General features: G+C 67.2%; 13 protein-coding genes. All 13 read right to left on the reverse strand.

The features are described 5' to 3' along the window. Positions 1 to 251: 251 nt before the first annotated feature. Positions 252 to 1,907: a proton-conducting transporter transmembrane domain-containing protein gene (locus tag H6X51_RS00400; protein WP_185265541.1), complete on the reverse strand. Its 1,656-nt coding sequence runs from the start codon at positions 1,905 to 1,907 to the stop codon at positions 252 to 254. After that, positions 1,904 to 3,421, reverse strand: coding sequence for a complex I subunit 5 family protein (locus H6X51_RS00405; protein ID WP_185265542.1), 1,518 nt, complete (start codon positions 3,419 to 3,421; stop codon positions 1,904 to 1,906). The genes H6X51_RS00400 and H6X51_RS00405 overlap by 4 nt, the downstream gene beginning before the upstream one ends. Beyond that, on the reverse strand, positions 3,418 to 4,842 hold the full coding sequence (locus H6X51_RS00410; RefSeq protein WP_185265543.1) for a complex I subunit 5 family protein: 1,425 nt from the start codon (positions 4,840 to 4,842) through the stop codon (positions 3,418 to 3,420). The genes H6X51_RS00405 and H6X51_RS00410 overlap by 4 nt, the downstream gene beginning before the upstream one ends. Further along, the gene (locus H6X51_RS00415; protein WP_185265544.1) at positions 4,839 to 5,141 is read right to left on the reverse strand and encodes an NADH-quinone oxidoreductase subunit K; all 303 of its coding nucleotides are present in this window, start codon (positions 5,139 to 5,141) and stop codon (positions 4,839 to 4,841) included. Before H6X51_RS00415 ends, H6X51_RS00410 begins: the two co-directional genes overlap by 4 nt. Continuing rightward, positions 5,138 to 6,049 carry a hydrogenase subunit MbhD domain-containing protein gene (locus tag H6X51_RS00420; RefSeq protein ID WP_185265545.1) on the reverse strand — a complete coding sequence of 304 codons (912 nt, stop codon included), beginning with the start codon at positions 6,047 to 6,049 and terminating at the stop codon, positions 5,138 to 5,140. Before H6X51_RS00420 ends, H6X51_RS00415 begins: the two co-directional genes overlap by 4 nt. Next, positions 6,036 to 6,344: a monovalent cation/H(+) antiporter subunit G gene (mnhG, locus tag H6X51_RS00425; protein ID WP_185265546.1), complete on the reverse strand. Its 309-nt coding sequence runs from the start codon at positions 6,342 to 6,344 to the stop codon at positions 6,036 to 6,038. Before mnhG ends, H6X51_RS00420 begins: the two co-directional genes overlap by 14 nt. Before the next feature lies 1 nt (position 6,345). Next, positions 6,346 to 6,600, reverse strand: a complete 255-nt coding sequence (locus tag H6X51_RS00430; RefSeq protein WP_185265547.1) for a monovalent cation/H+ antiporter complex subunit F — start codon at positions 6,598 to 6,600, stop codon at positions 6,346 to 6,348. Continuing rightward, positions 6,597 to 7,088, reverse strand: coding sequence for a Na+/H+ antiporter subunit E (locus H6X51_RS00435; protein WP_328795597.1), 492 nt, complete (start codon positions 7,086 to 7,088; stop codon positions 6,597 to 6,599). Before H6X51_RS00435 ends, H6X51_RS00430 begins: the two co-directional genes overlap by 4 nt. Before the next feature lie 98 nt (positions 7,089 to 7,186). Next, entirely contained in the window at positions 7,187 to 8,149 is a 963-nt protein-coding gene (locus tag H6X51_RS00440) for a lysylphosphatidylglycerol synthase domain-containing protein (protein ID WP_185265548.1), read from the reverse strand. Next, positions 8,146 to 9,384: a cardiolipin synthase ClsB gene (gene clsB / locus H6X51_RS00445; protein WP_185265549.1), complete on the reverse strand. Its 1,239-nt coding sequence runs from the start codon at positions 9,382 to 9,384 to the stop codon at positions 8,146 to 8,148. Before clsB ends, H6X51_RS00440 begins: the two co-directional genes overlap by 4 nt. After that, positions 9,381 to 10,163, reverse strand: coding sequence for an endonuclease/exonuclease/phosphatase family protein (locus H6X51_RS00450; RefSeq protein WP_221627157.1), 783 nt, complete (start codon positions 10,161 to 10,163; stop codon positions 9,381 to 9,383). Before H6X51_RS00450 ends, clsB begins: the two co-directional genes overlap by 4 nt. 5 nt (positions 10,164 to 10,168) lie before the next feature. Beyond that, positions 10,169 to 11,083: a DUF72 domain-containing protein gene (locus H6X51_RS00455; protein ID WP_185265551.1), complete on the reverse strand. Its 915-nt coding sequence runs from the start codon at positions 11,081 to 11,083 to the stop codon at positions 10,169 to 10,171. Positions 11,084 to 11,245: 162 nt separating this feature from the next. Next, complete coding sequence (gene glgX / locus H6X51_RS00460; protein WP_185265552.1) at positions 11,246 to 13,399, reverse strand: glycogen debranching protein GlgX; 2,154 nt, start codon at positions 13,397 to 13,399, stop codon at positions 11,246 to 11,248. Positions 13,400 to 13,402: the final 3 nt, after the last annotated feature.

The following is a 13,402-nucleotide window of genomic DNA, read 5'->3' on the forward strand; positions in this document are numbered from 1 at the left end:
GCATGCAAATGCCTGCGGAATCTGTGCAAAACCCGTCGTCGAGTCGATCGCGACCCGGTCCGATCGCGGCCCGAGGCGCTCGACAACCCGGGGGTGTAGCGCGCCCGCGCTACGCCTGCGGAGTCTGCGTAACCCCGTCGTCGAGCAGGCGCTCGACAACCCTGGGGGTGTAGCGCGCCTGCGCTACGCCTGCGAGATTCGCGCAAACCCGTAGCCCCCCGGATCGCCGCGCCACCCGCCGCGATGGCGGCCTAGCCCAACCACCCCAACATCAGCAACAGCACTATGATCCAGGCGCTGGTGGCCACGGTGCCGACCTGCCACAGGCGGTTCCAGCGGCGCTCGCTGTGCCGCCACAGGCGCTCGTCCAGCGGTTTCCTCAATGCCGGTACCGGCGGCCAGTGCAGCAGGTGCATCAGCCGCACCGAGGCCACCCGCGCCGGGTTGGGCAACTGCCGCAGGCGGGGTGGCAGTTGCCAGCCCTGCTTCCACACCAGCAGGCCGATCGCCAGCGCCAGCAGGGCTGGCCACAGTGCGGCCCAGATGGCATACAGCGGCAGGCTGTCGAGCATCGCCTGGCGCAGCGGCGACCACAGCCAGGGCAGCAGGACTGGCATCAGACACAGCAATAGCCACGGCAGGCGCTGGCTGCCGGCCATCGGTGGCAGGTTCGCCTGCCGTTGGCTGGCGCGCATCAGCCACAGCAGGCGCAACATCAGCAGCATGGTGCCGGCGGAGCCGATGACCAGCAGGAACATCCAGCCGGCAAGATTACCGGCATCGATACCCTCCTTGAACAGCAGCTTGACCGCCGCGCCGCTGGTCAGTGGCAAACCGGCCAGCGCCAGCGCCGGCAGCGCCAGGCACAGCCAGTGCCAGGTCTGGAACCTCACCCGGGTACTCAGCCCCGCGCCCATGAACAGCGCGCCCTTGGCCAGGCCGTGATGCACCGCATAGAGTGCCAACAGGGTCGCCGCCGCCTCGCGGTATGCCGGCTGCTGCCAGGCCAGCGCCAGAATGACCAGCAGGTAGCCGACCTGGCTGATCGAGGAGTAGGCCAGCAGCGCCTTGCTGCGCGTCTGCAGCAGCCCCAGCGCCACCCCATACAGTGCGCTGATCGCCCCCACTGCCAGCAGCCAGGCGGACCAGTGTTGCAGCAGCGCATCATCAGCGGGCAGGAAGTGCCACAGGCCGAGAATCCCGGCCTTGATCATCGCCCCGGATAACACCGCGCTGGCCGCTGCCGGCGCCGCCGGGTGGGCCAGTGGCAGCCACACATGCAGCGGCCAGAAGCCGGCCTTGAGGCCGAAGCCGACCAGCAGCAGTGCGGCAGTCCAGGCGCCGGTCGGCGTATCCCGCCAGGCCTCCAGCGCCAGGGCGCCGCCGGCCTCGTGGATGCGCAGCAGCATGCCGGCGTAGATCAGCATTTCCCCGACTACCGCCAGCTGCAGGTACAGGCGTGCGGCCTGGCGCGGGACAGGGCCGCGCCGGTGGGCCACCAGGCCGTAGGCGCACAGACTCATCAGGGTGAAGCCGACATAGAAGCTGCCGGCGTCGGCGGCGATTACCAGCAACAGGTTGCCGAGCAGCGCCAGCAACCAGAACAGCCAGAAACGCTGCTGGTGGTCGGTGCTGGCGATATCGGTCACGGCAAAGCGACTGGCACAGGCCCACAGCAGGGCGCTGAAGCCGAGCCAGGCGCGACTGAGCAGATCGTCCGCCGCCCATTGCGCGCCCGGCCACAGCGCCGGCAGCGCCAGTGGTTCGGCGGGCCATAGACTGAGCAGCAAGGCGGGCAGACAGCTCAGCCACAGCCAGCCGGCGCAGCGGCGCGGTCCCGCGCACAACAGCAGCACCACGGCCAGCAGCGGGGCGCCGGGCACCAGCAGCCAGAGCAGGCCGTTCACAGGTCGAACTCGCGGTTGATGATCAACTGGCTCCAGCCCAGCGGGCTGAAGCCGGTGCCGGCGAGAATCCCGGCCAGCAGGGCCAGGGCCGCGGTGAACAGGGTCGGAGCCAGCAACATCCAGTGCGTCTCGCGCCAGCCGGGCCTGCCGGCGCGGGCGGTGGCCGCGGCCGGCCAGGGTGCCTTGGGCGTGGCGAACCAGCCGCGATAGATCAGCGGCAGGAAGTACGCCGCGTTCAGCAAGCCGGACAACACCAACACCAGCAGGATGCCGCTCTGGCCGGTTTCCAGCGCACCCAGCCCGAGGTACCACTTGCTGATGAAACCGGCGGTCGGCGGCACGCCGATCATGCCCAGCGCCGCCAGGGTGAAGGCGGTCATGGTCAACGGCATGCGCTGGCCGATGCCGTCCATCTCGCGGATGCGATGCACGCCCAGGGTCTCGGCGAAGTTGCCGGCGCAATAGAACAGGGTGACCTTCATCAGCCCCTGATGCACCAGGTGCGCCAGCGCGCCGACGGCGGCGATCGGCCCCATCAGCGCCACACCCAGGGTGATATAGGACACCTGGCTGACGGTGGAGTAGGCCAGCAGCTTCTTCAGTTCGCGCTGCTGCAGGGCCTTGAGCGAGCCGTAGATGATGGTCGCCGCCGCCAACGCCAGCAGCGGCAGGTGCAGACCCAGGGCCTGTACCGGCTCCACCCCGTAGACGTCGTACACCACCCGGACGATGCCAAAGGCGCCGGCCTTGACCACCGCCACCGCGTGCAGCAACGCGCTGACCGGGGCCGGCGCGACCATCGCCTGCGGCAGCCAGCCATGCAGCGGCAGCAGCGCGGCCTTGACGCCGAGACCGCCGACCAGCAGGGCGAAGGCCAGGATCAGGCTGGGCGTGCGGGTTTCCAGCAGCGGCAGCAGGTAGCCGCCGGCGCTGAACTGCGGGCTGCCGGTCAGGCTGTGCAGCAGCGCCACGCCCATCAGCAGCAGGGCGCCGCCACCCAGGGTATAGGTCAGGTAGACGCGCCCGGCCTGCAGCGCCTGCGGTGTACCGCGGTGCACCACCAGCGGGAAGGTGGCCAGGGTCAGCAGCTCATAGAACAGCAGGAAGGTGACCAGGTTGCCGGCCAGCGCCAGACCCACGGTGGCGCTGACGCACAGGCTGAAATAACCGAAGAAGCGTGAGCGCAGCGGGGCGTCTTCCAGGTAGCCGATGGCATAGATGGTGGTCGCCAGCCAGAGCACGGTGGACAGGCTGACGAACTGCAGCGACAGCGCATCGCCCTGCAGCACCAGCTCGCCACCCGGCAGGAACGGAATGCTGAAACGAAACTCCAGGCCACGGGCGACTCCCCATAGCATCAGCCCGACCAGCCCCAGCTTGAGTAGCACGCCCGTCAGGTTGAGCGCCACACGCAGGCGGGTCTGCTCCTCGCGCAGGGTAAAGATCAGCAGCCCCGGCAGCAGCGAGCTGAGGACGATGCCCAGTGGCAGCAGGTTGGTCCAGGTGGCGTTCATCCGCTTGCCTCGCTCAGCCAGAGGATCAGCGGCTGGCTGAACAGCGCCAGGCCCCAGACGGCGATGGCCGGCAGCAGCGCCAGCCATTGGGCGAAGGGATCGGGGTCGTAGTCCGGCGGGGTCGCATCGGCGCGGTCGAAGGACAGCGCCACCACCCGGAACACATAGGCGGCGCTGGCCAGGGTGCCGAGCAGCACGCCCAGTGCCCAGGGCCAGTGGATCGGTTCCAGCAGCAGGGGCTGCAGCAGTACCCACTTGGCAACGAAGCCACCGCTGGGCGGCAGGCCGATCAGGCTGCCGCCGGCCACGGCGAAGGCGAACATGGCCACCGGCATGGTCTGCGTCGCGCCCTTGAGCGAGGCCACCCGCTTGCTGCCGAGGGTCGCCTGCATCTCCCCGGCGGCCAGGAACATCGATACCTTGGCCAGCCCGTGGGCCAGCACGAACAGCCACAATGCCACCGACAGCTCGCTCTGTTGCCAGCGCAGCAGCAACCCCAGGGCCAGCAGCGCATAGCCCAGCTGCGCCACCGTGGAATAGGCCACCAGGGTCTTCAGCAGTGGCGTGCGCAGCGCCGCCCAGCCGCCGGCCAGCAGGGCGACGATGCCGGCCAGGGCGAACAGGAGGCCGGCCGATTCGGTCATGTCCACGGGTGCCACGCGGCTCCACAGCAGCCAGAGAATGAACAGCGGGCCCTTGACCACCAGCGCCGAGAGCAGGGCACTGACAGCGGTCGGCGCACTGCTGTGGGCCGCCGGCAACCACAGGTGCAGCGGCCAGAGCGCGGCCTTGAGCATCAGCCCGACGGTCATCAGCAATAGCGCCATGCGCGTGCTGTGGTCCGCCTCGCTGGCCTGTGCCAGCAGATCGAGGTCGAGCACGCCATAGCGGCCGTACAGCAGGGCGACGCCAAGCAGATAGCACAGCGAGGCGGCCAGCGACAGCAGCAGGTAGCGCAGTGCCGGCGCATGCGCCCTGGGACCGCTGAGGATGATCATGGCCACCGCCACCAGCCCGAGCAGTTCCAGGGTGACGTACCAGTTGAACAGGTCACGCGACAGCCACAGCGCCGCCAGGCTGGCATGCAGCAGGCCGGACAGCGGCCAGTAGTCGGTGTTGCGGGCATGGCTGTGGCGGCTGTGCTGGGCATAGATCGCCACCAGCAGATGGGTCATCGCGGTGAATACCAGCAGCACGGCGGTCAGACTGCTCAGCTCGAAGCGGATGCCCAGCGGGGTGCGCCAGCCGCCGATGGCCAGTGTCTGCACGCCCTGCTCAATCACCTCATGCAAGGCCAGGCCGGCGCACAGCAGGCTGCCCAGGCTGGCGGCAATCACCCAGATACCGGAGCGCAGACGCAGCAACAGCATCAGCAGGGCGGTACCCAGCGGCAGCAGCAGGCTGGCCAGGGCCAGGGTCATTCCTCGTGCTCCCCGGTCGGGCGCTGTCTGGACCGGTGTGCCTGGTGCGCCACTGCCAGGCGCAGGGCGAAGGCGGTGGCGCTGACCGCTACCACCAGCCCGGTGACCACCAGAGCCTGCAGCACCGGATCGTTGTGCCCACTGCGGCTGGCCAGGGCCACCATCACCATGAAGGTGCCACTGCCCATCAGGTTGATCGCCATGATGCGCCGCAGGGGGTGGCGCAGGCGCAGCAGCCCGTGCAGGCCGAGCAACCAGAGCAGCACGCCCAGGCCCAGGTAGAGCGAGGCGCCGCTCATCTGCCCAGCTCCTGGCGTTCGCCAACTACCAGCAGGCTCAGGCTGGCAGCGATCGACAGGGTGGCGGCGACCTCGATCAGCACGATCAAGGCACCGGACCAGTGCGCGGGGTAGTTCAGCCAGCCGGCGCCGAACCAGGCGCCGGCAGCGGCAACGGTGAGAAACAGTGCCACGCCGACCAATACCAGCAGGCGCAGCAGCCCGTTTTCCCAGCGCAGCAGTGGCAGCAGCCCGGCCAGGCGCAGCATCACCACCCCGGCGGCCAGCAGCGCACCGGCCTGGAAGGCCCCGCCGGGTGCATGGCTGCCGCGCCACAGCAGGTAACCACCGATGATCACACTGAGCGGTGCGAGAATACGGCTCCAGGCCTGCAGCAAGGGCCACACACCGGGCCGGGGCCGGCCGGCTGGCTGCAACTGCCGCACGCCGAGCACCGCCAGCAGCAGTACCAGCAGTTCCAGCAGGGTATCCCAGGCGCGGAAGTTGAGTAGCACAGCGGTTACCGGATGGCTGACGCCGCTGGCCTCCAGCTGGCTGTTGACCAGTGCCGGCAATGGCTGCGGCCCCTGCGCCAGCGGCAGTACCGCACGCAGCAGCAGTATCAGTACCAGCACACCGAGCAGCAGGGTCGCCAGCGTTCGCACCGCTGACCCGGGCTGCGCCGGCTCGTCAGCATGCCGGCCGAGCGCGGACAACAGCAACACGCCGGTCAGCCCGGCGCCGATCGCCGCCTCGGCCAGCGCCAGGTCGGGAGCGCCGAGCCGGGCCCAGACCAACGCCAGCAGCAGGCCGAAGGCGATGAATGAAATGATGCCGGTATACAGCCGCGTGCCATGCAGCGCGGCGCCGGCCAGGATCAGCAGCAGCACACCCAGGGTGATATCCAGCAGCAGCTCAGTGGCGGGCATCCTGGTCTCCTCCCTCGGCTTGGTCGCGTTCGCGCTGGTAGCGTGCCAGCAACTGGCAGGCAGTGGTGCTCGAGGCCATCACCAGCAGCCAGACCAGCAGCATCATGACCACCGCCCGCCAGGATGGCGCACGCAGACACAGGCCGAGCACCACCAGCCCCAGGCCCAGGGTGTCGGCCTTGGTCACCGCATGCAGCCGGCTGTAGACATCCGGAAAGCGTAGCAGCCCCAGGGTCCCGGCAATGAAGAAGAACGCCCCCAGTGCCAGCGCCGCGTTGCTCAGCCAGCCGAGCATCTCAGCCGGCCCCCGGCGGCCGGCGCAGCAGCTGCACCAGGGCTGCGGTGACCACCGCCGCGAGCAGCGCCAGTACCAGCGCCGCATCGATCAGCGCCGGCTGCGCCTGCCAGTCGGCCGCCAGCATCAGCAGGGCGGCACCGGTGGTACCGAACAGCTGGATGGCCAGCAGTCGGTCAGCCCGTGTCGGCCCGGAGAATACCCGCCACAGGCCGGCCAGGATGGTCAGCAGCAGGATTACCGCGAGCAGGATCATGTCGGTTCCTCGCCGAGCAGACGCAGCAGTTGCCGCTCCAGCTGCGCGGTATTCTGCTGCCAGGGCTGGTGCTGGTCGAGCACGTGCATGCTCAGGCAGTCATCCTCGATCGCCGCCGCCAGGGTGCCGGGCAGCAGCCCGACCAGCGAGGCGAACAGCAGGCGGCTGCGCGGCTGCCGGATATTCAGCGGGTAGCGGACCCAGGCGGGGGCCAGCGGCATGCGCGGCTGTATCGCGCGGCGAGCCACATCCCAACCACCCGCCACCAGCGCGCGCAGGAAGAACCACAGAAAGCGCGGCGCCGCGGCGGGGCGCAGGCGCCAGGCCGGGGTACCCAGCCAACACGACAGCAAGGCCGCCGCGACAATGCAGGGAGCGCCCAGATACCAACCGCCGCCACCGGCCAGCAACCACCACAGGGCGCAATACAGGAGCAGCCAGAACAGTATCTGGCGGGAAAGAAAGCGGTCTGCCAGAGGCCTAGGCACGATGACTCCCGTTGCGTCGTTGCAGTCATGTTAGGTCAGCTTCCGGGGCGGCTCAAATGGCGACCGTCGGGGTATGTTTCAGGATATGTGGCGATATCCTAGGCATTCGCCTGACGCATGGCCTTGGCGCGTTTTTCCAGTACCAGGTACACCGCCACGGCGATGCTCAGCGGCAGCAGGAAGTAGATTGCCCGGTAGCCGATCAGCGCGGCGACCAGGGCGCTTTGCGCCACCTGGCCCTGCAGCAGGGTGAGGAAGATGGTTTCCAGTACGCCGAGGCCGGCGGGGATGTGGGCGATGGCGCCGGCGATGCTGCTGATCATCAGGATGCCCAGCACCGTCGGGTAGAACACATCCTCCGGCAGCAGCAACCAGATCAGCGAGGCCATCAGCGACCAGTTGAAGGCACCGACGGCCGCCTGCACCAGGGCCAGGCGCCAGTGCGGCAGCTCGATGCTGTGTCCGCGGATATGCCAGCGCCGGCGCGGGGAGAAGGCGCAGGCCAGCAGGTAACCGAGGGCGACCAGCAGCATGGCCACACCGATCAGCCGCAGGCCGCTGTTGCCGATGTTCCAGCCCTCAGGCAGGCGCACCATGCCCAGGGCGAACACGCTGCCGCCCAGCCACAGGTAGCCCAGCCAGTTGGTGATGATGCTCAGGCTGAAGATGCGGGTGATGGTCGGTATGTCCAGGCCGAGTCGGGTATACAGCCGATAGCGCAGTGCCACCCCGCCGACCAGCGCGTTGAGGTTCAGGTTGAAGGCATAGCAGACGAACACCAGCGGGATGACCTGGCGCACTGGCAGCTTGTGCCCGGTGTAGTGACGGCCGAGCAGGTCGTAGCAGCTGTAGTTGAGATAGCTGAGCAGGGCGATGCCGACACCCAGCAGCAGCACCCAGGGCGGGTAGCCGCGCAGCGCGCTGCTGACCTCCTGCCAGTCGGTGTTGCGCAGTTGCAGGTACAGCAGCACCGGGATCACGATCAGGAACAGCAGGGTCAACGCACCCTTGGCCCAGCGCATGCGCTGACTGGCTGGTGGCTTGGTGCCGGTGTCGCTCATAGCAGCTTCTCCTGCTGGTCCATTGGCGGTAGCTCGTCTTCCGGTTCTTCCTCGATCACTGGCAGCAGGGGTTCGAGCCGTGGCGTGTGGGCCGGCAGGCTGCCGGCGATGGCGGGGAAGTGGCGCAGGAAGTGGAAGCACAGGAAGGTCATCGGTGCGCGCCACCAGAAGCCCCGGGTCGCCTTGCTCTGGGTGATCTCGCTGCAGTGCTGGCTGGCCAGCGATTGCAGGTGATCATACAGCCGCTGGTTGAGCGCGGCGTCACGGATGAACAGGTTGCCCTCCAGGTTCAGCGACAGGCTCAGCGGGTCGAGGTTACTGGAGCCGACGGTGACCCACTCGCGGTCCATCAGCGCCACCTTGCCATGCAGCGGCCGCTCGCAGTACTCGTGGATGACCACCCCGCTGCGCAGCAGATAGCTGTAAAGAAAGGTCGAGCAGTTGCGCGCCCAGGGCATGTCCGGCTCGCCCTGCAGGATCAGCGTGACATGCACGCCGCGGCGGGCGGCGTTGCGCAGCTCGCGCAGCATGCGGTAGCCGGGGAAGAAGTAGGCGTTGGCGATCACCAGCCGGTAGTTGGCCGAACGGATGGCGCGCAGGTAATGGTCCTCGATGTCCGAGGTGTGGTGGTGGTTGTCGCGGATCGCCAGCATGATGCGTGAGCTGCCGGCGTAGCGGGCAGCGGCGCGCTGTTCGGGGTTCAGCGGCAGCGGCAATTCGCGGCGGGCATGGCGGAACAGGTTGAGACTGGCATGGCGGATATCCCGCACCACCGGCCCGCGTACTTCCACCGCGTAGTCCTGCTTGGCACCGGGGCCGTAGTCGCCCAGGTGCACCGCGGTGAAGTTGATCCCGCCAACGTAGGCGACTTCACTGTCGACGACCACTATCTTGCGGTGCAGGCGGCGGAACAGGTTGGTACGCATGCCCATCAGTCGTGGCTGCGGGTCGAACACGTGCACATGGATGCCGGCCTCGATCATCTCGCTGAGGTAGGCATTACTCAGGTCCACGGTGCCGTAGCCATCGACGATGACCTCGACATGGGCACCGTTGCGCGCAGCGCTGATCAATGCCTGCTGCAGCGCCTTGCCGACCTTGTCCTCGAGCACGATGAAGGTCTCCAGCAGCACCTCCTTGCGCGCCTGGCGGATACGCTCGAATACGCGGGGAAAGAACTCCTCGCCGTTGATCAGCAGTTCCGCACCATTGCCTTCACGCCAAAGCGGTTTCATCTGAAGCGTACCTCGACAGCCAGGGGCGCATGGTCGGACAGGTGCGACCAGGGGCGCCGATACAGGGTCTTCGGATCGTGGGTGGTGACATTGCGCACATAGATACGATCCAGGCACAACAGCGGCCAGCGCGCCGGAAAACTCCTGGCCGGCGAGCCGTAGGCCTCGACGAATGCCTCATGCAGGCCGCAGCGATCCATGCGTTGGCCTGCGCGCTGCCGCCAGTCGTTGAAGTCGCCGGCGACGATCACCGGATCGTCCGGCGGCAGGCGGTCCAGCAGCCGGCACAGCAATCGCAGCTGGCGCCGGCGATGGCGCTCGCGCAGGCCCAGGTGCACACAGATCGCATGCAGGTCGGCCTGGCCGGGTACGTCGAGAATGGCATGCAGCAGGCCACGTTCCTCGGTTCCACTGATCGACACATCCAGGTTCTCGTAATGCAGTATCGGAAACTTGGACAGCAGCGCATTGCCGTGGTGCCCGTCGGGATAGACCGCGTTGCGCCCGTAGGCGAACTCCGGCCACATGGTGTCGGCGAGAAACTCGTAGTGCGGCGCGTCGGGCCAGTTGTCGATCAGTTGGCCATGGCGTTCGTGGGTGCCGAGCACTTCCTGGAGGAACACCACGTCGGAGGACAGGGTGCGCACTGCGTCGCGCAGTTCCGGCAGGATGAAACGGCGGTTGAGCCAGTTGAAGCCCTTGTGGGTATTGACGGTGAGCACGCGGATCGACCGGACCGTGGGGGCCTGGTTGGTCAGGTGCTCCTGGGTGGAACTCAGTGGCGTCACAGAAACTCCCCGGACAGCTGGCCCGGACGCACCTGCAGATGATCGGCCAGGCCGAGCTTTTCCAGCAGGCGGCGGGCGTCATAAGGTGCGCGGACCTTGATGTCATTATCGAAATAGCAGTACACGTCGTGCTGGCGGCGTGCCGGCGCTTTGCCCTGCGATACGCGGTGGGCGTCAGCCGGTTGCCGGCCCTGGTACCAGAGGCGGATGCGTTGTTCCCAACGGCTCAGCGCCTGCTCGTCGTAACCGCTGGTGTACAGCTCCTTGTCGCCATGCAGGCGCAGGTACATGAAGTCGGAGGTCAATTCCTCGATCAGTGGCCACTTGCCGGCGGTATCGGCCACCACCAGGGCTATGCCGTGCTGGCGCAGCAGGTCGATGAAGGCATCCTGCACGAAGCTCTCATGGCGGATCTCTACCGCATGGCGCAGTGGGGTACCGGCCGCCGTCCGCGGCCGTGGCGAGTCGGCGTAGCGGTTACTGCGCAGGCCACAGTGATGGGCCTGGCCGATGGTCCGGGGCAGCAGCTCGAACAGCTCGCGGAACAGCCCCGGGTCGAACTTGAAACTGGGCGGAAACTGCCAGAGAAAGGGCCCCAGCTTGTCCTCCAGTTGCAGTGGGCCGGAGGCGAAGAAGTTGGCCATGGGCTCGGCGATGTCGCGCAGGCGCCGGACATGGGTGATATAGCGCGGCGCCTTGACGCTGAAGACGAAGTCCTCCGGGGTCTGCGCATACCAGCCGGCAAAGCGCTCCGGTGTCTGCAGGGCATAGAAGGAGCCGTTGATTTCGATGCTGCCTACTGCCCGCGAGGCGTATTCCAGTTCCCGGCGCTGCAATAGCCCCTCGGGATAGAAGTCGCCCCGCCAGGGAGCGTAGCGCCAGCCGGAAATGCCGATATGGATGCCCTTCATGCCGGTCCCGTGACTCAGGCCTGTGGCGAGGCCATCGACGTCGCGCGGCCGGGCGCGTCGACGTCATGAAACACCACTGCTTTCATGCTGTTACCTCCTTCGCAGCGCAGCCGACAGTGTTCAGCGCTGTCATAGGTTCCGACTGGAAGGCAGTGGCTTGGTTCAGGCTTTTTCGCGCTCCAGGCGCAGCAGCAATACCGAGCGGCCGGTCAGCAGGAACTCGCTGTCGAACTCGTGAATCTCGCCGTTGCGCAGTTGCGGGCGGTTGGTGTCCAGCTGGCACAGCCAGTGGCTGCCCTGGGTCACTGCCGGCAGGCGGAAGCTGACCACATCGTGGTGGGCGTTCATCAGCAACAGCAAGGTACTGTCGTCACCGGGACGGCGGATGCCGGTCGGCTGGGCACGGCCATCGAGCAGCATGCCCAGGCAGCGGGCGTTGGGGTCCTGCCACTGCTGCTCGCTCATCTGCTCGCCGGAGGGCGACAGCCAACTGACGTCGTTCACCCCCAGCTCCTCGTTGTACTCGCCGACCAGGAAGCGGCCGCGGCGCAGGATCGGATAGGCATGGCGCAGGGAGATCAGGTAGCGGGTGAAATCCAGCAACTCGCGGCCATCGTCGTCCAGGTTCCAGTCGATCCAGCCCAGCTCGTTGTCCTGGCAGTAGATGTTGTTGTTGCCATGCTGGGTGCGGCTGAATTCATCGCCGGCCAGCAGCATCGGCGTACCCTGGGACAGCAGCAGGGTGGCCAGCAGGTTGCGCATCTGGCGCATACGCAGGGTATTGATCTCGGGGTCGTCGCTGGGGCCTTCGCAGCCGTGGTTCCAGGACAGGTTGTGATCGCTGCCGTCCTGGTTGTCCTCGCCGTTGGCCTCGTTGTGCTTGTGGTCGTAGCTGACCACGTCGCGCAGGGTGAAACCGTCATGCGCGGTGACGAAGTTGACCGAGGCATAGGGCCGGCGGCCGCGCTGGTTGAAATGGTCACCCGAGGCGGTCAGTCGGCTGGCCAGCTCGGCGATCTGGCCTTCCTCGCCCATCCAGAAGGCGCGCACGGTATCGCGGAAGCGGTCATTCCACTCCACCCAGCCGGGCGGGAAACCGCCGACCTGGTAGCCGCCGGGGCCGCAGTCCCAGGGCTCGGCGATCAGTTTGCTCTGGCTGAGGATGGGGTCCTGGCGACAGGCGACGAGAAAACCGTGGCGCTCGTCGAAGCCATGCGCGTGGCGGGCCAGGATGGTCGCCAGGTCGAAGCGGAAGCCATCGACCTGCATCTCCTCGGTCCAGTAGCGCAGCGAGTCGGTGACCATCTGCAGCACGCAGGGGTGGCTCAGATCCAGGGTGTTGCCGGTGCCCGAGTCATTGATGTAGTAGCGCCGATCGTCGGGCACCAGCCGGTAGTAGGTGGCATTGTCGATGCCGCGCATGGACAGCGTCGGCCCCAGCTCGTTGCCCTCGGCGGTATGGTTGTAGACCACGTCCATGATCAGCTCCAGCCCGGCGTCGTGCAGGTGGGCGACCATTTCCTTGAACTCGCTGATATTGCCGGTGGCCAGGTAGGCCGGATGCGGGGCGAAGAAGGCGATGCTGTTGTAGCCCCAGTAGTTGCTCAGGTGCTTGTCCAGCAGGTGCTGGTCATTGACGAAGGCGTGCACCGGCAGCAGTTCGACGCTGGTCACGCCCAGCGAGCGGATGTGTTTGAGCAGCTCCGGGTGCATCAGGCCGGCGAAGGTACCGCGTACCGGTTCGGGCACGGCCGGGTGGGTCATGCTGATGCCGCGCACGTGGGCCTCATAGATGATGGTCCGGTTCCAGGGTGTTTCCCGATGGGTATGCCGGCCCCAGGTGAAGGCCGGATCGATGACCCGGGCTTTGGGCATATAGGCGGCACTGTCACGGTCGTCGAAACTCAGGTCCGCATCCGGCGAGCCCAGGGTATAGCCGAACAGCTGGTCCGACCATTTGAGTTCACCGACCAGTTGCTTGGCATAGGGGTCGATCAGCAGCTTGTTGGGGTTGAAGCGGTGCCCGGCGTCCGGTTCGTAGGGACCATGCACCCGGTAGCCGTAGATCATGCCCGGGTGGGCGTCGGGCAGATAGCCGTGCCAGATCTCGTTGGTGTATTCGGGCAGCTCGATGCGCTCCAGCTCCTGCTTGCCCTGGCTGTCGAACAGGCACAGCTCGACCTTGGTGGCGTGCGCCGAGAACAGCGCGAAGTTCACCCCCAGCCCATCCCAGGTGGCTCCCAGGGGAAAGGGCTGGCCCTCGGAGACCCGGGAGCGGTGGTCCGGCTGCCGTGCAGTGCGTTTCCTGGCGTTCATGAT

Source organism: Halopseudomonas xiamenensis, assembly GCF_014219065.1.
Taxonomy (GTDB): Bacteria; Pseudomonadota; Gammaproteobacteria; order Pseudomonadales; family Pseudomonadaceae; genus Halopseudomonas; species Halopseudomonas xiamenensis.

Coding starts and splice junctions, on each gene's coding strand:
- H6X51_RS00405 (WP_185265542.1), bottom strand. CDS start 3,421: ATGAACGCCACCTGGACCAACCTGCTGCCACTGGGCATCGTCCTCAGC.
- H6X51_RS00410 (WP_185265543.1), bottom strand. CDS start 4,842: ATGACCCTGGCCCTGGCCAGCCTGCTGCTGCCGCTGGGTACCGCCCTG.
- H6X51_RS00415 (WP_185265544.1), bottom strand. CDS start 5,141: ATGAGCGGCGCCTCGCTCTACCTGGGCCTGGGCGTGCTGCTCTGGTTG.
- H6X51_RS00420 (WP_185265545.1), bottom strand. CDS start 6,049: ATGCCCGCCACTGAGCTGCTGCTGGATATCACCCTGGGTGTGCTGCTG.
- mnhG (WP_185265546.1), bottom strand. CDS start 6,344: ATGCTCGGCTGGCTGAGCAACGCGGCGCTGGCACTGGGGGCGTTCTTC.
- H6X51_RS00430 (WP_185265547.1), bottom strand. CDS start 6,600: ATGATCCTGCTCGCGGTAATCCTGCTGCTGACCATCCTGGCCGGCCTG.
- H6X51_RS00440 (WP_185265548.1), bottom strand. CDS start 8,149: ATGAGCGACACCGGCACCAAGCCACCAGCCAGTCAGCGCATGCGCTGG.
- clsB (WP_185265549.1), bottom strand. CDS start 9,384: ATGAAACCGCTTTGGCGTGAAGGCAATGGTGCGGAACTGCTGATCAAC.
- H6X51_RS00455 (WP_185265551.1), bottom strand. CDS start 11,083: ATGAAGGGCATCCATATCGGCATTTCCGGCTGGCGCTACGCTCCCTGG.
- glgX (WP_185265552.1), bottom strand. CDS start 13,399: ATGAACGCCAGGAAACGCACTGCACGGCAGCCGGACCACCGCTCCCGG.